Genomic DNA, 19812 nt, shown 5'->3' with positions numbered 1-19812 from the left:
CGTCTTCGACTTGAGCGTTTTCCCAGCCTGCTTTGTTAAGGTGGGACATCATGTTTTCCGCGTCAACTTGATTTTTTACACAACCGAAAGGATCAAGAAAATAGCGCAAAGTTTATCAACTGCCTGTTTCCAGTCTTATAAGAACCAGCCGGTAGCGGCTGTCGTCGTCCCTGACCCAGCGGAAATCGGAAACAACCACTTCGCCCGCCGCGCCGACTTCCACGGGGAAAGTGCGTCCGCCGCCGATAATTTGGAACTTCGCGGCCTGCGCGTTAGACACCCAGATGCGGATGCCGTTTTGCGCTTGAATGTTTAGGTCTTCCGCACGTTGGAAATAGCGCTGGTTTTTGTCTTTGCGGTCGCGCTCGTTAAGAATTTCCCAGCGGAACATGCAGTACCCCTGAAAATTGATCTGCAAGGTAAAAGGATACGCGCTGGGCGACGCGGGAATTATCGTTGTAATGGAAGGGCTTCCCGTGTTTGGTATTAAAGGAATCCCCTGTTCTGTTTTGGCTTCCGAGTCGTATAACCCGACGGCGTCCGTCATGTAAAAATAAAGCAAAGCCCCCATGTCGGTGTTGTTTTTGGCGAATTCCGCTACCGTTATGCGCAATTCAGGAATACCGTCGTTGTTCAGATCTACGCTGGCGTCCTGGCTTAATCCAAGAATCACGGGGCCTACCGGGGTGCTGATTGTTACAACTTCCCCCAGATTGGAAAGTTCCAATTTGTACATTTCGGTTCCGGCGGGAACCAAGAGCGAATCGTTTTTGTAAAAACGCCGCTCCATAAAGTTGCCTTCCATCATATATTCGGTCGGCTTGCGTACTACTGGTATGTTATCCCTGCGTTTTTGCTGGGTGTATTTAATTAATGAATAAATGCCGAAACCGCCCGCGCCTACTGCGACAATAATTATAAGCATGGGCAATAAAAATTTAGGCGGTTTTGTTTTATGCCGTAAAAGCTGTTCCACGGGGATTGGCTGTTCCTGAATTTTCAACGCCCTGTAAAGCGAAATTAATTTTTGAACGTCTAGCTCAAGATACGAGCCGTAATTTTTTAGAAAGCCGATTATATAAGGCTCGCCGGGAAATATGGCGAAGTTCTCGGCTTCAAGCGCTTCGAGATAACGAAGTGAAATATTTGTATCCCGGCTTATTTGATCAAAATCAAGCCCTTTTTCCGTTCGGGCGGTTTTTAATTTTTCGCCAAGAGATTCCATTCTTATTCCCGCTCCTTAATCGGTATCCCTAAATAAGAAATTGTTGTACATATTTGCCGACGCGGGAGAATCATAAAGGAATCGCAGTTCGGGAATTCCCTGATTAACCTTGATGCTTGTAAAGTCAAAACGCAGATCTCCTTCCGCGATAGTCTTGCCTTCGATCCGCCGTATTAATCTTGAATCGGGGTTGATGCTTAAGATAATCTCCCTGAACCCTTCCGAAATTGAACGCCTCGTAAGGCGCAGTTTTACGACCCTTTCTCTGGAATTGTTTTCCAGCGGTTCGGGGTTAGGCCCCGTAACAAAAGAAGGGACATAATTGCGCCTTAACATGTTAAGCCCCTGCGCCGTCGCAAATCCCGCGCCGGAAGTCCCTCTTCTGGTTTGGTTGACGTTCTGGCTTAACACAGCCTTGAATTCGGGCAGGTATATAGTAAGAAGTTCGCCGTTAAAGACGATGGCCTGTTCGGCGGGTTTTGAAAAGTCGATGCGTAAAAATGAAGGGGACAAGTGGCTTAAATTTCCGATCATTTCGGTGTTTCCGGTACGTATTACGATATGCGCCTCGTAGTCCCTGATAGAGCCGTACGTTTCAGACACCATTTCCAGATACTTTTCGGCGGTAATTATTTCCTGCCCGAAAAGGGCGCTTATGCTTAAACCCAGTAATAATAGAAGAGAAAGCCATCGTTTTAACACTGTAAACCTCTAATACCTATATTAATGGAAAAATACGGTAAATGGCAAGTGGGTATGAATATTGAGGTAAATTGACATAGCCCCCCGTGAATGATAATCTAAGCATGTTGGTCCAGTAGCTCAGTGGATAGAGCGGCCGCCTCCTAAGCGGCAGGTCGGCTGTTCGATTCAGCCCTGGATCATTGCCAAAATGCGGCCGTCGTATAACGGTATTACCCTAGCTTCCCAAGCTCGTGACGCGGGTTCGACTCCCGTCGGCCGCTAAGTTTTAAGTAGAAAAATAGGGGTAATAGGTAATAATGAAGATAATAAAAAATGATATTTTCGCAGCGGTATCTGCTTTTAGTATTATTTTTTTTCTGTTTTTGGCGGGATGCAGTAAGGGCGGCAAGGGCGGTGGCTCTAGCGGCGGCGTTGATACCACGCCTCCTACGGTAACCGGTGTAACGCCGAGCGGCGCGGGAATATCGGCGGGCGGCAATGTGGTAATCACTTTCAGCGAAGCTATGGACCCAACGCCGGGAACCGTCCAGTTGAACGACCGTCCCGCTTTATCGGGCGGCTCATGGTCGTCGGAAAAAGTATACACCATACCCTTCAGCGGTCTTGCGCCGGGCTTAATCTGTACGGTGAATATCTGTGACTTTAAGGACAAGGCGGGCAACGCCATGACGGCTGACGATAGCGGCGTGTTTACCACAAAGGCGCTGAAAGCCGGCATGTACAAAAAAGCGCCGGAAGCCTTAACGGCGGACGACGAGCCGGATCCCGCTTTCGACAAGAACCGCGCTAGGGAAACATACGCGGCGGCGTTAAACTATATAACAGCTAATGCCGGGGTTTACACGCTGGCTGTTGACGGCGACATAAGCGCCGCGCCGGTCTGCGGCTTAAACTCGGGACGCACGCTCTATCTGCTTGGTATTGGCGGCGGGCGGACAATCGCCCTTTCCACCGACGGTTCTATTTTTATTGTAAATTCCAACGCCGCCTTGTTTTTGTGCGACAATATAAGGCTTAAGGGATTTGCCGCCAACACAAAAGCTTTGGTATATGTGAACGGCGGCGGACTGACAATGAAAAACGGCTCGGCGATTTCGGGAAACACCAACCTCTCCTCGGAAGAAAATGAACCCGGCGGAGGCGGCGTGCTTTTGAACGGCGGAAGCTTTACCATAGAGGGCGGCGAGGTTTCCGGCAACAACGCCAAGGACGGCGGCGGAGTGTGCGTTAAAGGAGCCGCCGCGAGATTTTCCATGTCGGGTGGTTCTGTAAAAGACAATACCGTCAATTCCAACAACGGCGGCGGCGGCGTTCATATCGCTGACGGAACTTTCACCATGACCGGAGGCGAAGTTAAAGGCAATAAAAACTCCAACTCTTCAGGCGGCGGCGGAGGAGTGTATGTGAACGGCGGGGCTTTTACAATGTCAAACGGAGCTATCAAAGAAAACAGGGCCGGCTGGCTTGGCGGTGGGGTGTTCGTTTGGAACGGTTACTTTGTAATGACGGGCGGGGAAATCTCTGGCAACGCGGGTTCCGGCGGCGGCGGAGTGCTTTTGTACGCTAAGGGGGCCTTTACTATGTCAAATGGGGTAATCAAAGGCAATTCCACGGGCGAAGGCGGCTACGGAGGCGGGGTGTTTATATTCGGCGGCTCTTTTATAATGACCGGCGGCGCGACCGTATCCGGTAATAGGGCCGGTTCCGGCGGCGGGGTAAGCTTGAATGAAGGAACTTTTCGAATAGCCGGCGGGACAATCTACGGTTCAAATGCCGCCGCCAATCTAAAGAATATTTCGAGCGGCCAGGGAGCGGCGGTATATGTGTCGGGCGTCGTTACCGCCGAGAGGGGGACTTTCTCTGGCGGCGTATTTGTTCCGCTTTCATCCGACGTGCTTGCTATCAGAGAAAACACGCTCAAAGTGGCAAACGGGGCGTTACAATAAATAGCGGTAATGCGCTAGAATAATAAGGGGGATTATATGGCGGATAAAAACAAAGATTGTAAATGCACTTACGGGTGCGCGAGGCACGGGGACTGCAAGGCCTGTCAGGAGTACCACAGGAAAGACGGCTCTCGCACGAACTGCGGCAAGACCGGGAACGAAGACAAAAAGTAGGGGAAAATTATGAGGATGCGCGGAATAAACATGGGCGGCTGGTTAAGCCAGATTGACGCCATACAGGAAAAAGACCCCGACAAGTTTCCCGGGATAGACAAGCACATGGAGACGTTCCTAGGCGCGAAGGATTTTGCCAACGTGAAGAATTGGGGCTTCGACCACGTCCGTATCCCAGTCGATTCTTACCTGTTTTTTACCGAAGACGAAAAACCGATTGAAAACAGGTTTGTCCATCTTGATAACGCCGTAGAGTACGCGAAGCAAAACGGGCTTAAAATGATATTGGATCTGCACGAGTGTCCGGGGCACGATTTTTCAGAGGCGGCGAAGACCCCGGTGCAAAAACTTTTTTCAGGCGACGACACCTACATCAAAAAGACCGAGGCGATTTGGGCGTACCTCGCGGAGCGCTACTCTGGCGGAGAACACGTCCTCTTTGAAACGCTTAACGAGCCTGTCGCCCCCACTCCTGAAATATGGAACAATGTAAAGGACAGGCTCTGCCGCGAAATACGCCGCCACGCGCCAAAATCTACTATAGTAACTGGCTCCAACATGTGGAACTGGCCTAGCACATACGATTTCCTTACTCCATTTGACGACGACAACATAATCTACAGCGTGCATTTTTACGAGCCTCTTCTTTTTACCCACCAGAACGCGCCGTGGATTGAAAATCCAGAAATTAAAAAGGAAAGGCCGTATCCCGCCGACTACGGCAACGGCTTCGTACGCAAATACGGCATGGAGCTTTCGGCGGGCGTTTGGGACAGGGAAAGACTGGTGTGCGAATTTACGCCCGTCAACATGTTCAGGAAAAAATACAACGCGAAGATAATCTGCGACGAGTTCGGGGTTTACACGCCGGTCGAGCTTCAATCCCAACTGCGCTGGTACGAGGATCTTCTTTCGGTGCTAAAGGAGATGGGAATTGGTTTTTCGTACTGGAACTATAAAAACCTCGATTTTGGCATAATTTCCATAGGCGAAAAACTGCACGAAAACCTGCCCCAGTACAAAAACCCCGAAAGAATCAACCACCCGGTTCTTGACGTGTTAAAAAAGTATTGACTAAATCCAAAAATAACCACAAAATAAGAAAGATACTTATTGTTTTTATAGTTAATTACATTTTTCGGGAAAAGAGGAGGCAACCAATATGACAATTAAAAAATTAGCTTTATTTTTTTGCATAATAAGCGTCGTTATTATTAGTTCGTGTGAAGAATACCCGTCCAGCTTTCAGTTCAAAAACGAATCTTCGGTCGCTGTTAAAATAACGATGTCCAAACCTTACGGTTTTTCGTTAGACGATAAAAAGAAAATTATAAACGCCCGTAAAGACCCATTTACGGTTTCTTCGAAAAGCAATACAACTGTTTATGTTGATTCAAGCGACGCGGATTTTTCTTGGGAGTCGACCGATGCCTACAAAGATGTAATATGTACGGTAAATGGTTCAACCGCTACATTCAATAACGATTAAGGGGGATGTTAATATGAAGAAGTTAAAATTAGCATTAAAAGCATTATTAAGCTTGAGCTTTTTGTTTTTTCTTGTAACTTGCGCTGAAGTAGAAGAGGGTACGCTTCACGATGTAACAACTTATCTTTTTCCCGAAAGTTATAGGGGCGAGTGGATTAGGATGGATACGGGTGAAAACTGGTATTTTGCAGGTAAATACTGGATGGTTTATAACGGTACTAACAGTACTAACGCTACTCGCAAAACTTCCCTTGATAAGGACATGACTCTGGAAAGGCAGTAGCAGAACGTTATAAAAGTTACGGAAGGAACAGGGACAAGTTTAAAAGAATACTACCTTTACGCTTCAAGAATCGGCAACAGCACGTTTGAAGCCGGGGTGGTAAGCGATGACGCTTCCAGTTCTCTGCTTTCCATTTTCAGTAGAAAAGCCATTAATGGTATTAGAGATGCTAAAAGTAATATTGCGGCAATACAAAGTGAATGTGATAGCACTTCAAAGAAAGATGTGCCAGTTGATGGAAACGAAATTCATGTGCCTGATATCATATCAGGCGACCCTTACAAGATAACCATAGACGGCTATGTGTTTCATGTAACCCCCAATACCGACGGTGATAATGTGGGAACGCTTACATTAACAAACGGCGTAAATTTTAAAGCATCTATTGTCCCGAAGTCATCTAACACCGATCTTATGTGTTTATATGGTGGTAATAGTTACGATTTTATTATAAAATTTACCAATGTCGGCAATGATTATTGCACGGCTATGACATACACGTTTACTACGCCTAACGGTATTACAATTACTAAAAATGAACAATCACCTACTCTCATGACCAAGGGAGATATACAAGCCATTAAGCCTGGAGATACAAAAGATATTAATATTACCATCTATTGCGAATCAATATCCGAAGATTTTGAATTTAAGGAAATTGCCATTAATACTGTGGATTTAGATAATAAAACATGGGAAGATTCAGTCTCTCTAAAAATAAACAAGAAAAGTGTTACTTTCAATATAAAATCGAACTTGGCTATAAACGGCGTAGTAATTGTCCCGAGTGGAAAAACGTATCATTTTAAGACATCCAGAGGATGGGGAGCCAGTGTGTTTTCTGCTGAAATTCCGGTTCCAAAGTATATGAAGGATTATCTTATTGTATTCTCAGGAGCTTCGGCAGATACGGAGGCAAAATATTCATTTGCCGTAGATAAAGAACCTGCCTCTGATTTTGATGCGCACCTTCTCCCCGAGTTAAATATATATTGGCCAAATGACACTGAAACTAATGCAACACCGATAAACTATGATCAGGAAATTATGGCATATCTTAGGATGAATAAAGCTAACTACTACAAGGTAAGGTTTACTGATTAATCATGAAAAAGATCGCTTTTATCATTTTAATTTTACTCCCCTGTTTTGCGTTTGCGGAAGACGTTTCTTTAGACTTTGGAGTCGTCAACTTTTTTATGGACACTAAAATATTGAAAGACGGCTCCATTACCAATGTCGGTCTTGGTTTAAAATACAAAGATAACTGGGGCGGAGAAATACGGGGAAAGTTTGAAAAAACGGCGAAAAACGAAGATTTGAACGATGATTTCGTCGTCGATTCCCTGATTGCGACAAATGAAACCATTTATGAGGCAACTCTGCTTCCGATTCAATACAGGAAGGCTATAAATCAGAATTCACAATGGAAGGCCGGGGCGGGTCTGTATTATTATTATCAAGAAACTTACGAAAAGGGTTATTTAGACATGCCCGAATTAGAAACTATTGGGCGTGCGCGTGTTAATTCATATATGAGTGATTTATCTATGCACCTTTTAGGTCCGATTATCGATATCGGAATACGGTATAATACCGAAATACTAGTATTTAATTTAACGGGCGGAGTTGTTCCCGTGTTTTACTTAAAAGCCGCTGAAGAACAGAGGATGCGTCCGTTGTATGATACCGTAAACCACAAGCAGCACAAATGGGGCAGTCCATATGTTTTTGTGGATATGGACTGCGTTTTATTTGAATATGTTAATCTTGGGGCAAAATACGAATATACAAAATTAAAATACGATGTTATTAAGCTTGAGGGTTTTAAGCCGTCTTTTCCAGAAAGCACGAGAGTTAACCAGTCGATAAATCTTGAAGCGTCGGTTATATTGCCGTTTCAAAGTATCGGGTTGGGTCTCCAAGTAGGCTACGGATATAATATTAATATTATTACGACGGACTCAAACGATCCTATTAAGTATAATAAACCCTATTTTATCATTTCGGGTAGATTATTGAGTCCCCGTTCACCTTCGGAATAAACGTCGAATTAAGCGAGAAGCTCCTGCGCTTTTTTCACAAGGCTTCCCACGTCCAAGCCGTAACGGTCGACAAGATAATCTTGCGTGCCCACTTCGCCGAACTCGTCGCGTATGCCTATGCGCGCAAACTTGCACTTGCATCCGTTCTCCGCGAGTATTTCCGCGACCGCGCTGCCAAGGCCTCCTGCTATCTGGGCGTTCTCCGCGCTTATGACCGCGCGCGCCTTGCCCGCCTGTTCAAGTATAGCGTCCTTGTCAATTGGTTTAAGGGTGAGAATGTCCAGCACTCCCGCGCTTATGCCGCTCGCCGCGAGGGTTTCCACCGCTTTCAGCGATTGGTTCACCATAAGGCTACCCAGTGCCATAAAGCACACGTCCTTTCCCTCTTTTAAAACTTTCGCCTTGCCGAACTTAAAAGTTTCGGTTTCGGGGTACAGGTACGGCACTGGTTTGCGCGGAATACGCAGATAATGACAGCCGTATTCTTCCGCCATAAGACGGACAAAGGCCGCGCAGGAACTTGGATCGGACGGCTCGATAATCGTAAGACCGGGGACGACCCTCATCAGGGCAAGTTCCTCAAAGGGCATGTGAGTTCCGCCATTATAAGCGGCGGTTACGCCCGGGTCGGTACCCGTTAACTTTACGTTAAGGTGCGCGTAGTTCGCGGAAAGGAAAAACTGGTCGAATACCCGCCGCGAAGAGAAACAGCCGAAGCCCGCGGCGAAAGGGATTTTCCCAAGAGTGGAAAGCCCAGAAGCGATGCCGATCATGTTCGCTTCCGCTATGCCGCAGTTTATGAAACGGTCGGGGTATGTTTTTTTGAAAATGCCCGTGTTCGTACAGCTCATCAAGTCAGCTTCCAATACGACGATGTTTTTATTTTTTTCGGCCATTGCCATCAATGTGTCTACGTATGCCATTCGCATTTCTTTTTGTTGTTCTGCCATTTTTTTCTCCTTATCCTAACGCCGCTATGGCTTCTTTGGCTTTTTCCATGTCAAACGCCATGCTGTGGTTTTTCTCTACGCCCTCGGCGAAATTACAGCCCTTTCCCTTGATCGTGTGCATGACGATCATGGACGGCTTTTCTTTCTGGGCGAGCGCCTTTTCAATCGCGGTGTCCAGGGCGGCTACGTCGTGCCCGTCCACTTCCTGGGTGAACCAGCCGAAGGCGTTCCACTTAGCGGCGAGGTCGCCAAGGTCTAGAATATCTTTTACAAAGCCGTCTAATTGCTGTTTGTTGTAGTCGGTAAAAGCGACAAGGTTGGAAAGTTTATGGAAGCCCGCAAAGAGCGCCCCTTCCCAAATCTGCCCCTCGTCGGACTCGCCGTCGCCGATGACGGTATACACGGTCTGGGTTTTTTTATCCATCCGCAGGCCGACGGCGATGCCAATCGCGGCGGAAAATCCCTGCCCTAGGGAGCCTGTCGTCATGTCAATGCCGGGGGTCTTGTTGCGGTCGCAGTGGCTCGGCAGTTTGGTGCCGCCCCTGTTCAGGGTTTTAAGCCAGTCAAGGGGAAAAAAGCCCTTGAGCGCGAGCGTCGCGTAAACGGCGGGTCCCGAGTGCCCCTTGGAAACAACAAGCTGATCCCGCTCTTCCCAACGCGGGTTCTTAGGATCGATTTTCATGCGGTGGAAATACAAAAGGGCCAAAAGGTCTACGATGGACATCGCCCCCCCGATATGCCCCGTTCCCAAATTTCCGATTTCTTCGATAGTAAGTTTTCGGATTTCTTTCGCCTGAGCCTTCAAAAATTGTTCGGTTTCTTTATCCATGTCTTTCTCCTGCTAAATAATGGGTAATTATAGCATAATATGGAAGTATTTGTCATGTATCATTGACAATATTATGAAAGGAACCCATTATTTATCAAGATGGGACTTGAAAGGCGTTGCTTGGCTTTTATCTTTTTTATTTTGATCAATATCGGTCAAACTTCCGCGCAATCGGCTGAAACGCCTAAAACGGAAAAACCTATCAGGGTTGGAACCGGATTCGGCTATTCGTTTTTAGGGTTCCGTGAAGAAACGGATTTACCAGTTAACAGGGAATTGGACACGTTTAACTTTAGTTTAAACGGTAGCGTCGAAAAAAGCAATTTTTTATATTCGTTTAATTTCGGGCTGTTAAAAGGCGAGGTTGATCCGATAGAGGTAAAAAGCGATAATGCTTTCTTTGCATATAACCGTAAGCCGTCTATGTTTCTAAGGGTTTTTTTTGAAAACGCGCTTGATTACCGGCTGTGGGGAAACGGCATTTTCCCGGGATACCTTGGCGGCGCGATACGCGGCGATTTATATTATTCCTCTTTGAAAGAATCGCACTATTACAGTTTAACCGTGCTGTTTTCTCTTGATTTACATGCGACGCAAAAATGGATCATCAACGGCAGAAACGAGTTAATTTTCTCGGCAAGTATCCCTTTTTTTGGTTATGCGTTCAGGCCCCCCTATTACGGCCTGTATTACGCGCCGCTTGATTTGGAAGAGAGGGTAACAAGTTTTCACAATTACAGGGCGGTTTTTTGCGACTTAAAATATCATCATAAACAAAACGATCTGTTATCTTTTTATCTGGGGCTTGGTTTCGAGCTTTCCCTAGTTACTTTTCCGCAAACGAGAAAAGACGCGTCGTTTAGCATAAACGCGGGAATTACGTTTTCATTTTAGGGGAGAAAAGTGAAAAGAAAAGTTAAATGGCTGATATTGTCCGCGGCGTTTTTATTTTCCGCATGTCAGTTGTTTTTAGGGAGGGAACCTGATACCGGCCCTTCCGAAGTGTTAAGAAGTCTCTGGAATGATTTTAATGATATTCACGCAAATCTGGATTTTAGGATGAGCGGCAATCTTAATTATGACAGCTGGTACGACGTATATCATAACAAACAGACCGGATATGCCCTTAAAATTAAATCCGATATGTCCGAAACTTCATTGTTTGACGTATGCGCGGACATGTTGGAAGAAATAAAAGATCCCCATGTCGGCTTATACGCGCCCGGTCTTGGCTATAGAAGCTATAATGCCGACATCGATGAATATTTCGACATTGACACGGTAAAAAGTTATTTAATTGGAAACGGCAATGACGGATACCAAAATTTTGTATTCGGTACGTTTTCTTCCAAGCCGGATATAGGTTATGTTTATATTTCAAAATTTATATATGAAGGCTATGAGCCGGAAGGTCAGGAATGGGGTAGAATAATTGACAATATATTAGGCGTCCTTAAGGAAACAAAAGCGATTGTTTTGGATGTTCGCGATAACAAAGGGGGGGAGGTATATGTAATGGAATACATCGCCGCCCGTTTCGTGTCCGAGACAAAAAATTATTGCGGGGTAATAAGTAAAAACGGCCCCGGATCGTACGATTTTTCCGCTCCCGTAATTTACACGGTAAAAAGTATCAGTAAGGCTTCTGACAACAAATACGGCTATACAAAACCGATTGTGCTTTTAACAAATATAAACACGGTTTCCGTGGCGGAGTGGTTTGTTCTCGCGTTACGGACGCAAAGCCATGTAACGCATATAGGAACGGCGACATGCGGGGCGTTTTCTCCGCGTAAAGATCGTTTTATGATAAACGGGTGGACTTATTCGATATCGCCTGGAAGGGTGACGGATATGAACGGAAACAACTATGAAGGAATTGGAATATCCCCCGACAAAGAAGAATACATAATAGCAAATACGACGGAAGAGGAAGACGTACAGCTTGAAGAAGCCGTTAGAATAGCCTCCGGCGGTGATTGAAGTTACAGCAACGGCCGCCCAAGCATCGTTTCCGCCGACTTTATGTTCCCGCTGGCGATTTCCGCGCGTATTCTGCTTGAACTGATCGGCAGGGCCCCTTCCATGACTTCGGGAACTATTTCCGTAGGAACGCCGCGCGAAGCGAGAAATTTTTGAATGGCCGTAGCGTCGGTGTCCAGCTTATAACCGCAGCGGAAGGCGCTCCCTACGGCGAAAAAACCCATGTTACAGCGGTTTGCTAAAATTTCAAAAAAATTGATTCCAGTCATGCGTTTAAATGATTCCGTAAAATCAACAACAATCGTTATCTGTATCCCCAATTTCTCCAACGTCGTTACCCTTTGCTCAAAGGTTTGAACGTCTTTCGGCTCATTGTTTTTTGTCTTGTGGTTTTCCCGAAAAGTGATGACAACAGGAATATTTTCCGTGTTATGCGAAACTACGCGCTCTATCAGCGCCCTGTGCCCTCGGTGAACCCCGTCAAAAACGCCTATCGTTACCGACGCTTTCCTGTCTCCCGTTGGCAGTCCCTTTTCCGTAAATTTAGCCCATTCAACCAGCATTTTTTCCCGCTTTGTTGAAAAAGTACTGCGCCGATTTTGCCCTGCCGGCGTTTTTTAAAATATTTCCGGCGTGTTCCGCCATTTTCCCGTCCGGGTCGTCCATGTCATCTAACGCTTGTTTTAATTCTTCCGTAATGGACGGCTCTTTTACGCCCGCCAGTAATTTAATTTCCGCAAGCTTAAAGCGGAAAAGGCCGTAGTCCGGCGCGAGTTTTACCGCCCTTTCCAAAAGGCGGATGGCTTCGTTGTTTTTTCCCTTTATGTTTAAGGCGAGCCCCCACAGGTAATAATGGGCGGGGTCTCCCGGCGGCCTTGGTTTTAATGTTATCCTTAATTTGTTCGCGGTGGAAAATTCAGAAATACAGCGGTCGTAATCTTCGGTACTGAACGCCCATTTTCCGGCGAGGACGCGGGCTTCCCAGTTGTCCGCGCCCAACAATAAAAGTTTCGGCGTTAACGCCCCAAGTTCCCCCTGATTATCCTGATTAAGAAAAATATTGCCGGCGGTAATGTACCGCGCAAGAGCCTCTTGTGTCTTTTTACTAAGCTCATACGCGTTTGCCGCGTTAACCGCGTAAACCCCGTTTTCGCCGTTCATCTCGAAAGCCCTGTCCCACGCCGCGGCTGATTTTCTGTATTCTTTTAACTCAAAGTAACAGCGGGCGAGCGTGGCGTGGAAATTAACATCTTTTTTGTTATTTGCGTATAGTAAAACAAATTCTTTTAATTCATCGAATTTTTTAAGGTCGCCCAGCAGGTTTATTTTTATTTTTACCGCCTCTTTGCCCTCGGCTGATTCCGCCCACTGTTCAAGAATGGCGTTAAGAAAAGTTTCCGCTTCGTTATGTTGGCCAAGCCGCAACGACATTCTTGCCGCAAGAAGCAGTTCTTTTTTCGTCCTTACCCCTTCTTCCCCCGCCGAAACGGCGCGGATCGCCCTGTCCCTTCGTTCCCATGCCTTGTAAATTTGGTCCATCGCCTTTTTTGCTTCGCCCATTACGGCGTAGGTTTCCGCAAGGCGCAGGCGGCTTTCCGCGTTTATGTTTAACGGATCTGTCCATTTTTTGTATTTTTCCTCGATAACCTTAATTCTTGTGTCAATGGAAAGATAGTCCAAAGATACTTTGCAGGAGTAATCGTTACTGTCGGACAACTCTTCATTTTCAGGTAAAGTTTCTTTCGGCGTTTCGTAGGAGGCAATGGCGAGCCCCACCCTGCCTTTAACAAGGGTGTCGTCGCTTGTCTCCCCAACCCATTTGCCGTTGATAAGAAAAATAAGAAAGGTGCCGTAAGTTATAATGCCCAAGTTAATGTTTTTCCCGTTAAATTCAAAAATATCGGTCCATGCGATAAGCGGCTTTGGGGAGCCGTCCCTTACCACGTCCAGGCGGTAATAGCCTTTGCTGGAAAAAAGCACGATGTAGTAGGCGTCATCGTCTCTGATGTGGAACGTAAGCCCCGCGGCGGCGTATCCGCCCATGCTGTCCAGGCGGATTTTAGCTTCGATAATATGGTCGTTGTATTCAAGGCCGGGGATTTCCGTCCACGCGATGCATTTTGTTTTTTTCAAACCCATTTCGAAAGAGCGTTTAGACAGATAGGCATTATATGAAGATTCTGATTTAATATCAAAGGGGGACTTTCTTATTTTGGAAAAATTTAAAATTAACTTTTCTTCCAGACTATCCGGCTTTTGTTCGCGCTTGCTTAACCTGTTAAAGAGAAAGTTGGAGAATCTTCCGAAAAAAGGAACCATAGATAAAATGTACAGCGAAAACGGCAAAAAGTCGATATATTTGCGCAATCGTACGGACATTATTATCATTATTTTGCTTTTATTTTTGATTTTAAGCCCCTTAATTTTTAACGCCGTTTTTCGGTTAAACGCCAAAAGCAGGCAAAAGGATATTTATATTTCCGCCCGTTGTGAAGAATTTTTCGGCGGCAAAACCATGGAAACGCTGATTCAGGAATTTGAAAAGCAAAATCCCGGTTTGCGGATTAACATCTTGAACGTTTCTAGCGAAAAAAGCAGGGAGCCCGATATTCTGTTTTTTGACGAAAGCGAATTTAACGCCCTTGGCGCTATAGAGTCTCCTTTGCCCCTGGTCTCTTTTATGGATTTGTTTTTTTACAATATTGAACTTTTGCAAGCCGCCGGATTTGACCGCCCTCCAAAAACCAGGGACGAATTCCTCGCCTACGCGAAAACCATATCGGCATCCGATAACGATGTCCTGGCGGGCGCGGCGGGGTTCGCGATGGCCCTAAGCCCCGAAAACAAGCAGTCCCTGTCCAGGGAGATTTTTTCATGGATATGGGCTGGCGGGGGCAATTTCTGGCCAGACGGCTCTGCCGCGCCCGTTATTAACACAAAGCAGATGGCAGGCGATTTTACCTTCCTTGGGAAGCTCTACCATGAGGGGGCGCTGTCAAGGAAATCAGGCTCCGTCCCTCAGGATGGAGAGCCGGCCGCGGAACCAGGCTTCGTCCCACAAAATGAGGTTCTGTCCCCAAACATCTTTGAAATGACGGAAGAGCAAGCTATTGACGGTTTTGTCCGGAGGCAGATAGCCATGATTATCGCGTCAACTCGAGCTATTCCCGAACTTATGGAAAGAATGGGCTCTGACACTTTCGGGGTAACGACAATCCCAGGGGCGGGGGCGGCGGGGAAATACGGGGTCAGTCTTTCGGGAATATTCGCCGGAATTAACAAAAATAGCGCGTTTCCCGACGCGGCGCTGGTCTTTCTTGAATTTATTGCCGCTAAAAGCCCGCTTCTTTGCGCCCAACTGAAGGCCATACCCGGTTATATACCTGAATTGTTGTCGGGGGACGATAAAAAGTACATAAAAGAAGCCCCCTTGTACGCCAAAGCTTGGGATATTTTTGAATCTTCTGTAATTGTAAGGGGATTTTTGGGCGTTCCATGCGCCAAGGAGTACGAAGACGCCGCTTATCAGGAAATACAGTTCTTTTTTGAGAGAAATCGGACCGCGCAAGAGGTGGTTACCGATATTCAAAAACGTTGGGACGAGGTTTACGCGGATTCTATTCCTCAAGAGTGAGTTACTCTAAAAACGAGTCCCGTATCCATTTTGTGATTTTTTTTGATATTTAGGGACAAGACTAATAAAAATACCCTTAATAAATCTTGACGGCAAGGAATTATCAGAGTATCATATTTTAGGTTAGGTATTCAGATCAGTTTTACTCTGAATTGCCTGTCGCTAAAAAAATCTATTTTAGGGGGAATTTCCATGAAAAATTCAAGAAAAGCGTTACTTTCTCTTCTTTGTGTGGCATTGTGTGCCATTATTTTTGCCTGCGCGTCAAGCGGCGGCGGCGGATCCGCTGCGGCGTCTTCCGGCCCTCTCGTTGCGGTCCCGGCAACCTTTAAAGTTGAACCGCACGACGACTCGGACGACAAAGGAACTTCCACTATGGTTATGACCATAGCCGATGAAGTAATAGACGGCGTAAAATACACGACCTACAAATTTAAAGGCACCGTAACCGATAAAATCAAATACGGCGTTGTCGACGCCGGATTAACCCCGGACGATGCCACATTGGAGGTTATGAAAATCGCAAAAGCGTTTTCCTTTAAAATACTGACCACCGACGGCAGGACATATAACGTGGAAGCGCCTCTTTCCACCGTTCAGGATTGGGGTTTTCATCGATTCCCAGTAAAAACCGAAGCTAACGTAGTTGCGGAACCAAACATTGAAATGAGGATGTTTATGCAGCCGGCGTGGGCGGCTCAGGTAAAGTTCAACCAGCAGCGTCTGACAAGGTTTAGAATTCAATCTTTGAACGCGGCAGAAGGCGGCTTGGGCCCTTATGAATTTAAAGTTTGGGATTTTAAGCTTTACAAATAACTTATAATTTTACGCCGGAGTAGTGATGACAAAAAAAACTTTTCTTTTTATCTGCATATTGTGCATCGCTGTAAGCGTATGGCCGGCGGCTTCCTTCGCAAGCGGGAAGGCCGCCGTTGGCGATAATACGCCAATTGCGGCGGAGCAGGTTTTTGATTACACTCCGGCCGTCCCCGACTCCGTAAATAATTATCCCGAAGAGAAAATGGGCGGCAAATCCGCCTTTGATTATTTAAGGATCGAAAAAATTACCGCCGGCTGGAATTCAGGCAATACTATGGAAGCGTGGAGAGGCTTAATCGATCAGGACGGCAAATTGGCCAATATTGAATCCGGGGAAGATGTTTCATGGGGGAACCCAAGGCTTAATCAGGATTTGTTTAACGGTTTGAAAACCGCCGGATTTAATATCGTCCGTATTCCAATTACATGGATGGGCAATATGGGTCCCGCGCCAGATTATCATATTGACGAAAGATTTATAAAACGCGTCGCGGAAGTCGTCGGCTACGCTAAGAACGCCGGCCTTAAAGTGATCATCAACTTGCACCACGACGGTTCGACGGATTCAAAAAAGGGCGATCAGGGCTGGCTTTCCGTAAGGCAGGCGTCCAGAAATCAGGATGAATTTAACAGAATAACGGGCCAATATATCCGCGTTTGGAAGCAAATCGCAAACTACTTCAAAAATTACGGCGACTGGCTGATATTTGAATCCTTTAACGAGCTTCACGACGGCAATTGGGGTTCGGGGGGCCATCTCGGCCTTTATATTACCATAACAAAGTGGAACCAGTTTTTTGTCGATACGGTACGCGCTACCGGCGGCAACAACGAATCAAGGTATTTAATGGTATCCGCCTACTGTAACGACCGCAACCAGCTTCTTTCCGCCGGATTTATGCTTCCCAACGACAAGGCTTCCGACAAGTTAATCGTAAGTTATCATTATTATGATCCTTATGAATTCGGGATACAGGGCAGCAGGTCTTCATGGGGGACTCCCTCCGACAAACAAAAGGTCGAAAATGATTTTGCCCCCTTAAAAGAAAAATTCATCGATAAAAATATTCCGGTAATAATGGGGGAGTGCGGAGCGGTAGGGCAGTCGTATCCCGCGGATGCGGCAAAAGACCAGCAGGCGCGCCAAAGCAGAAGGGATTATCTGCCGTATATTTTTGGCACGGCGAAAAAATACGGGGTGGTTCCAATTTATTGGGACAACGGCTCCGTTAGGGGAAATGGTGAGAATTTCGGTCTTATAGACCGCAGGACAGGTCAGCCTAATTCGCCGGAGAGCGACGCTCTGATCAAGCTGATGATAAGCGCGGTTAAGTAAGCGCTTGGAAATTATACTATAGAAGGGAAATGATGAGAAAGTTTTTCAGTCCGCGAGTTGTAATTATCGCCGTTGTTGTGGTTGTTTTGGCGTTGTTCTTTCTTCTCGCCGGAAGGCGGGACGCCGATTTTTCCGCAAAATACGCCGGTTACGATTTAAGCGGGGCAAGCACGGGAAGAACAAACACCTACTCGCGATATTTGGAGCGTTACGCGAACGTTCCTAACGGAAAAAAAGACGTTCCCATCAATCTTTTTTCTTATTCTTCGGCTTCCGGGGTTTCCGTGCTTGATAACTTTGAAGGCGAAATAAAGGCGTTACGGACGGACGAAAACAGCTTTGTGGAATACAAGATCAACCTTGAAGAAGAAGGTTTTTACAATATTAACATTGAATATTATCCGCTCCCGTCGCGGGGCATAACAATAGAACGCTCTTTTCTTGTCAACGGGGAAACCCCGTTCTTGGGCGCGGACAGGCTGGCGTTTCAGCGTGTTTGGGGCGACGCGGGACCTAGCCGCTTTGACAACCAGGGAAATGAAATACGCGCCCAGCAGGTAGAAAAGCCGCAGTGGGAAAAAGCGTGGTTCAAGGATTCGTTAGGCTACATAACCGAGCCTTACGCTTTTTATCTGCCCAAAGGCGCGAGCGTAATCAGGCTTCAGGGAATAAACGAGCCGATGGCGCTCCGCAGTATTTCCGTTAAAGCGCCGGACAGCGCCTTGAAATACGAGGATTTCATCGCCAAGCAGGATTTATCGAAGTATCAGAATACCAGGACTAATGTCCAGTTGAAGATTCAGGGGGAAAGGGCTACGCGCCGTTCCGATCCTTCGCTGTATCCCAACTACGACCGCTCTTCCGGCGCGACCGAACCTCCCAGCGTCGCGAGAATCCGCCTTAACATGATCGGCGGCGAAAGATGGCGCGTCTCGGGCCAATGGATCGAATGGGAAGCCGATGTGCCGGAAGACGGCATGTACCGCCTGTCGGTCAAGGGGCGGCAGAATTATAACAGGGGCTTCGTATCAAACCGCAATATCATTATTAACGGACAGACGCCCTGCAGCGAACTTTCCGCGATACCTTTTAAGTACAGCAACAAGTGGCAGCTTGTTACTCTGCGCGAAAGCGGCAAACAGGACTATATGGTTTTCCCGCTTAAAAGAGGGACAAATACCATCCGCTTGCAGGCGACATTAGGCGGCATGGGCGCGATATTGAACGTAATGGAAGAAAGCGTTTTCCGCCTGAACGGAATCTACAGAAAGATTCTTGTTCTTACGGGAACCGAGCCTGACATATACCGCGATTACCGCGTCGAGTACGTTTATCCCGAAGTAATAACGGCGATGGAACTGGAAAGTAAAATCCTCTATAAACTGGTGGACGATTTAACCGCCTACTCAGGCGAGCGCAGCGCGCAGGCCGCGGCGACCCTTACGCTCGCGCGCCAGCTTGAACTTTTTGTAAGGCGGCCGGATAAGATTCCGCGCACCTTAACAAATTTTAAAGCCAACATAAGCTCTTTGGGCGACAGCATGCTGGCGCTTTCGCAGTCCCAGCTTGACATCGATTATGTTTTGCTCTCTTCCGCCGACGCGAGACTTCCAAAGATTAGGGAAAATTTCTTTGTCGCCGCGTCGCATGAGATACGCTCCTTCCTGTCCTCGTTCTTTGTCGACTATAACAACTTAGGCGACGTGTACCGCAACGGCAACAACGTTATCGACGTGTGGATGCTCGCCGGTCGCGACCAAAGCACCATTCTAAAGGCGATGATAGACGACACCTTTACGCAAAAGACGGGAATCAGGGTAAACGTAAAACTTGTCGCGGCGGACACGGTACTGCCGGCGGTCGTCGCGGGTACGGGGCCGGATATGGCGCTTACAGTCCCTCAGGGCGACCCCATGAACTACGCGATTCGCAAGGCCGTGGTGGACATTTCAAAATTCCCGGATTATCAAGAAGTTATAAAAGAATTAAACCCAAACGTCGTTGTCCCCTTTAATTACGCCGACGGCGTGGGGGGGCTTCCCGAAACGCAATACTACCATGTAATGTTCTACCGCAAGGATATTTTTGAAGAACTAAAAATCCAGCTTCCCGACACATGGGACGACCTTATAAATATTCTTCCGATTATTCAGAAGAATAACATGAACGTCGGCATTCCGTCTGTTGCGACTAACGTGGCGACAAGCATAGACTTTTCAAACTTCCTGGCGCACATGTTCCAGCGCGGCGGCAGGCTTTACAACGACGAAGGTTCCCGTACCAATTTGGACAGCGAAATCGCCATTGAGGCGTTTGACGTATACACGAAATTTTTCACCCATTACAAAACGCCGATGGTTTACGACTTCTTAAACCGCTTCCGCACCGGGGAAA

General features: G+C 46.9%; 19 protein-coding genes and 2 tRNA genes. 15 read left to right on the top strand and 6 right to left on the bottom strand.

What is annotated here, in order from left to right; genetic code table 11:
- Positions 1-115 precede the first annotated feature (115 nt).
- Together ACYVTD_RS04790 and ACYVTD_RS04785 are read right to left on the bottom strand one after the other, a co-directional pair.
- Positions 116-1225 (bottom strand): helix-turn-helix domain-containing protein, encoded by a 1110-nt coding sequence (locus ACYVTD_RS04790; RefSeq protein ID WP_461246648.1) that lies wholly within the window; start codon positions 1223-1225, stop codon positions 116-118.
- Positions 1226-1240: 15 nt separating this feature from the next.
- Positions 1241-1927, bottom strand: coding sequence for a LolA family protein (locus ACYVTD_RS04785; protein ID WP_461246647.1), 687 nt, complete (start codon positions 1925-1927; stop codon positions 1241-1243).
- 109 nt (positions 1928-2036) lie between these two features.
- Between ACYVTD_RS04785 and ACYVTD_RS04780 the strand changes: the two genes are divergently transcribed.
- From ACYVTD_RS04780 to ACYVTD_RS04740, 9 genes are all read left to right on the top strand, one after another.
- Positions 2037-2109: transfer RNA gene (locus tag ACYVTD_RS04780), tRNA-Arg, on the top strand.
- A 10-nt stretch (positions 2110-2119) separates the two neighbouring features.
- Positions 2120-2190, top strand: a tRNA-Gly gene (locus ACYVTD_RS04775).
- 36 nt (positions 2191-2226) lie between these two features.
- Positions 2227-3876 carry an Ig-like domain-containing protein gene (locus tag ACYVTD_RS04770; protein ID WP_461246646.1) on the top strand — a complete coding sequence of 550 codons (1650 nt, stop codon included), beginning with the start codon at positions 2227-2229 and terminating at the stop codon, positions 3874-3876.
- Positions 3877-3912: 36 nt separating this feature from the next.
- Positions 3913-4050 carry a hypothetical protein gene (locus ACYVTD_RS04765; protein ID WP_461246645.1) on the top strand — a complete coding sequence of 46 codons (138 nt, stop codon included), beginning with the start codon at positions 3913-3915 and terminating at the stop codon, positions 4048-4050.
- A 9-nt stretch (positions 4051-4059) separates the two neighbouring features.
- The gene (locus tag ACYVTD_RS04760) at positions 4060-5124 is read left to right on the top strand and encodes a glycoside hydrolase family 5 protein (RefSeq protein ID WP_461246644.1); all 1065 of its coding nucleotides are present in this window, start codon (positions 4060-4062) and stop codon (positions 5122-5124) included.
- An 88-nt stretch (positions 5125-5212) separates the two neighbouring features.
- The gene (locus ACYVTD_RS04755) at positions 5213-5539 is read left to right on the top strand and encodes a hypothetical protein (protein WP_461246643.1); all 327 of its coding nucleotides are present in this window, start codon (positions 5213-5215) and stop codon (positions 5537-5539) included.
- A 13-nt stretch (positions 5540-5552) separates the two neighbouring features.
- The gene (locus ACYVTD_RS04750) at positions 5553-5822 is read left to right on the top strand and encodes a hypothetical protein (protein WP_461246642.1); all 270 of its coding nucleotides are present in this window, start codon (positions 5553-5555) and stop codon (positions 5820-5822) included.
- Between the two features lie 96 nt (positions 5823-5918).
- The gene (locus ACYVTD_RS04745; RefSeq protein ID WP_461246641.1) at positions 5919-6926 is read left to right on the top strand and encodes a COG1361 family protein; all 1008 of its coding nucleotides are present in this window, start codon (positions 5919-5921) and stop codon (positions 6924-6926) included.
- A 2-nt stretch (positions 6927-6928) separates the two neighbouring features.
- On the top strand, positions 6929-7867 hold the full coding sequence (locus ACYVTD_RS04740; RefSeq protein ID WP_461246640.1) for a hypothetical protein: 939 nt from the start codon (positions 6929-6931) through the stop codon (positions 7865-7867).
- Positions 7868-7875: 8 nt separating this feature from the next.
- On the opposite strand, the gene ACYVTD_RS04735 is transcribed toward ACYVTD_RS04740, so the two are convergent.
- Entirely contained in the window at positions 7876-8817 is a 942-nt protein-coding gene (locus ACYVTD_RS04735) for a transketolase family protein (RefSeq protein WP_461246639.1), read from the bottom strand.
- Positions 8818-8827: 10 nt separating this feature from the next.
- The gene (locus ACYVTD_RS04730) at positions 8828-9646 is read right to left on the bottom strand and encodes a transketolase (protein WP_461246638.1); all 819 of its coding nucleotides are present in this window, start codon (positions 9644-9646) and stop codon (positions 8828-8830) included.
- A gap of 99 nt (positions 9647-9745) precedes the next feature.
- On the opposite strand from ACYVTD_RS04730, the gene ACYVTD_RS04725 reads away from it, so the two are divergent.
- Together ACYVTD_RS04725 and ACYVTD_RS04720 are read left to right on the top strand one after the other, a co-directional pair.
- On the top strand, positions 9746-10540 hold the full coding sequence (locus ACYVTD_RS04725; RefSeq protein WP_461246637.1) for a hypothetical protein: 795 nt from the start codon (positions 9746-9748) through the stop codon (positions 10538-10540).
- A 9-nt stretch (positions 10541-10549) separates the two neighbouring features.
- Positions 10550-11629, top strand: coding sequence for a S41 family peptidase (locus ACYVTD_RS04720; RefSeq protein WP_461246636.1), 1080 nt, complete (start codon positions 10550-10552; stop codon positions 11627-11629).
- A gap of 2 nt (positions 11630-11631) precedes the next feature.
- Here the strand turns inward: ACYVTD_RS04720 and ACYVTD_RS04715 are convergent, their stop codons facing one another.
- Positions 11632-12192: an adenylyltransferase/cytidyltransferase family protein gene (locus ACYVTD_RS04715; protein ID WP_461246635.1), complete on the bottom strand. Its 561-nt coding sequence runs from the start codon at positions 12190-12192 to the stop codon at positions 11632-11634.
- Entirely contained in the window at positions 12182-13762 is a 1581-nt protein-coding gene (locus ACYVTD_RS04710) for a hypothetical protein (RefSeq protein WP_461246634.1), read from the bottom strand. The genes ACYVTD_RS04715 and ACYVTD_RS04710 overlap by 11 nt, the downstream gene beginning before the upstream one ends.
- Positions 13763-13841: 79 nt before the next feature.
- On the opposite strand from ACYVTD_RS04710, the gene ACYVTD_RS04705 reads away from it, so the two are divergent.
- From ACYVTD_RS04705 to ACYVTD_RS04690, 4 genes are all read left to right on the top strand, one after another.
- Positions 13842-15263 (top strand): extracellular solute-binding protein, encoded by a 1422-nt coding sequence (locus tag ACYVTD_RS04705; protein WP_461246633.1) that lies wholly within the window; start codon positions 13842-13844, stop codon positions 15261-15263.
- Between the two features lie 192 nt (positions 15264-15455).
- Entirely contained in the window at positions 15456-16079 is a 624-nt protein-coding gene (locus ACYVTD_RS04700) for a hypothetical protein (protein WP_461246632.1), read from the top strand.
- 25 nt (positions 16080-16104) lie between these two features.
- Positions 16105-17418, top strand: coding sequence for a glycoside hydrolase family 5 protein (locus ACYVTD_RS04695; RefSeq protein WP_461246631.1), 1314 nt, complete (start codon positions 16105-16107; stop codon positions 17416-17418).
- A 29-nt stretch (positions 17419-17447) separates the two neighbouring features.
- The coding region (locus ACYVTD_RS04690; RefSeq protein WP_461246630.1) for an extracellular solute-binding protein at positions 17448-19812 on the top strand (2365 nt) is incomplete at its 3' end.

It is taken from the genome of Treponema sp. R6D11, assembly GCF_054786075.1.
Note: the sequence above shows the minus strand (reverse complement) of the source record. Positions and strands in the feature narration are given on the sequence as shown.

Coding starts and splice junctions, on each gene's coding strand:
- ACYVTD_RS04725 (WP_461246637.1), top strand. CDS start 9,746: ATGGGACTTGAAAGGCGTTGCTTGGCTTTTATCTTTTTTATTTTGATC.
- ACYVTD_RS04735 (WP_461246639.1), bottom strand. CDS start 8,817: ATGGCAGAACAACAAAAAGAAATGCGAATGGCATACGTAGACACATTG.
- ACYVTD_RS04760 (WP_461246644.1), top strand. CDS start 4,060: ATGAGGATGCGCGGAATAAACATGGGCGGCTGGTTAAGCCAGATTGAC.
- ACYVTD_RS04730 (WP_461246638.1), bottom strand. CDS start 9,646: ATGGATAAAGAAACCGAACAATTTTTGAAGGCTCAGGCGAAAGAAATC.
- ACYVTD_RS04770 (WP_461246646.1), top strand. CDS start 2,227: ATGAAGATAATAAAAAATGATATTTTCGCAGCGGTATCTGCTTTTAGT.
- ACYVTD_RS04790 (WP_461246648.1), bottom strand. CDS start 1,225: ATGGAATCTCTTGGCGAAAAATTAAAAACCGCCCGAACGGAAAAAGGG.
- ACYVTD_RS04715 (WP_461246635.1), bottom strand. CDS start 12,192: ATGCTGGTTGAATGGGCTAAATTTACGGAAAAGGGACTGCCAACGGGA.
- ACYVTD_RS04740 (WP_461246640.1), top strand. CDS start 6,929: ATGAAAAAGATCGCTTTTATCATTTTAATTTTACTCCCCTGTTTTGCG.
- ACYVTD_RS04700 (WP_461246632.1), top strand. CDS start 15,456: ATGAAAAATTCAAGAAAAGCGTTACTTTCTCTTCTTTGTGTGGCATTG.
- ACYVTD_RS04695 (WP_461246631.1), top strand. CDS start 16,105: ATGACAAAAAAAACTTTTCTTTTTATCTGCATATTGTGCATCGCTGTA.
- ACYVTD_RS04750 (WP_461246642.1), top strand. CDS start 5,553: ATGAAGAAGTTAAAATTAGCATTAAAAGCATTATTAAGCTTGAGCTTT.
- ACYVTD_RS04755 (WP_461246643.1), top strand. CDS start 5,213: ATGACAATTAAAAAATTAGCTTTATTTTTTTGCATAATAAGCGTCGTT.
- ACYVTD_RS04765 (WP_461246645.1), top strand. CDS start 3,913: ATGGCGGATAAAAACAAAGATTGTAAATGCACTTACGGGTGCGCGAGG.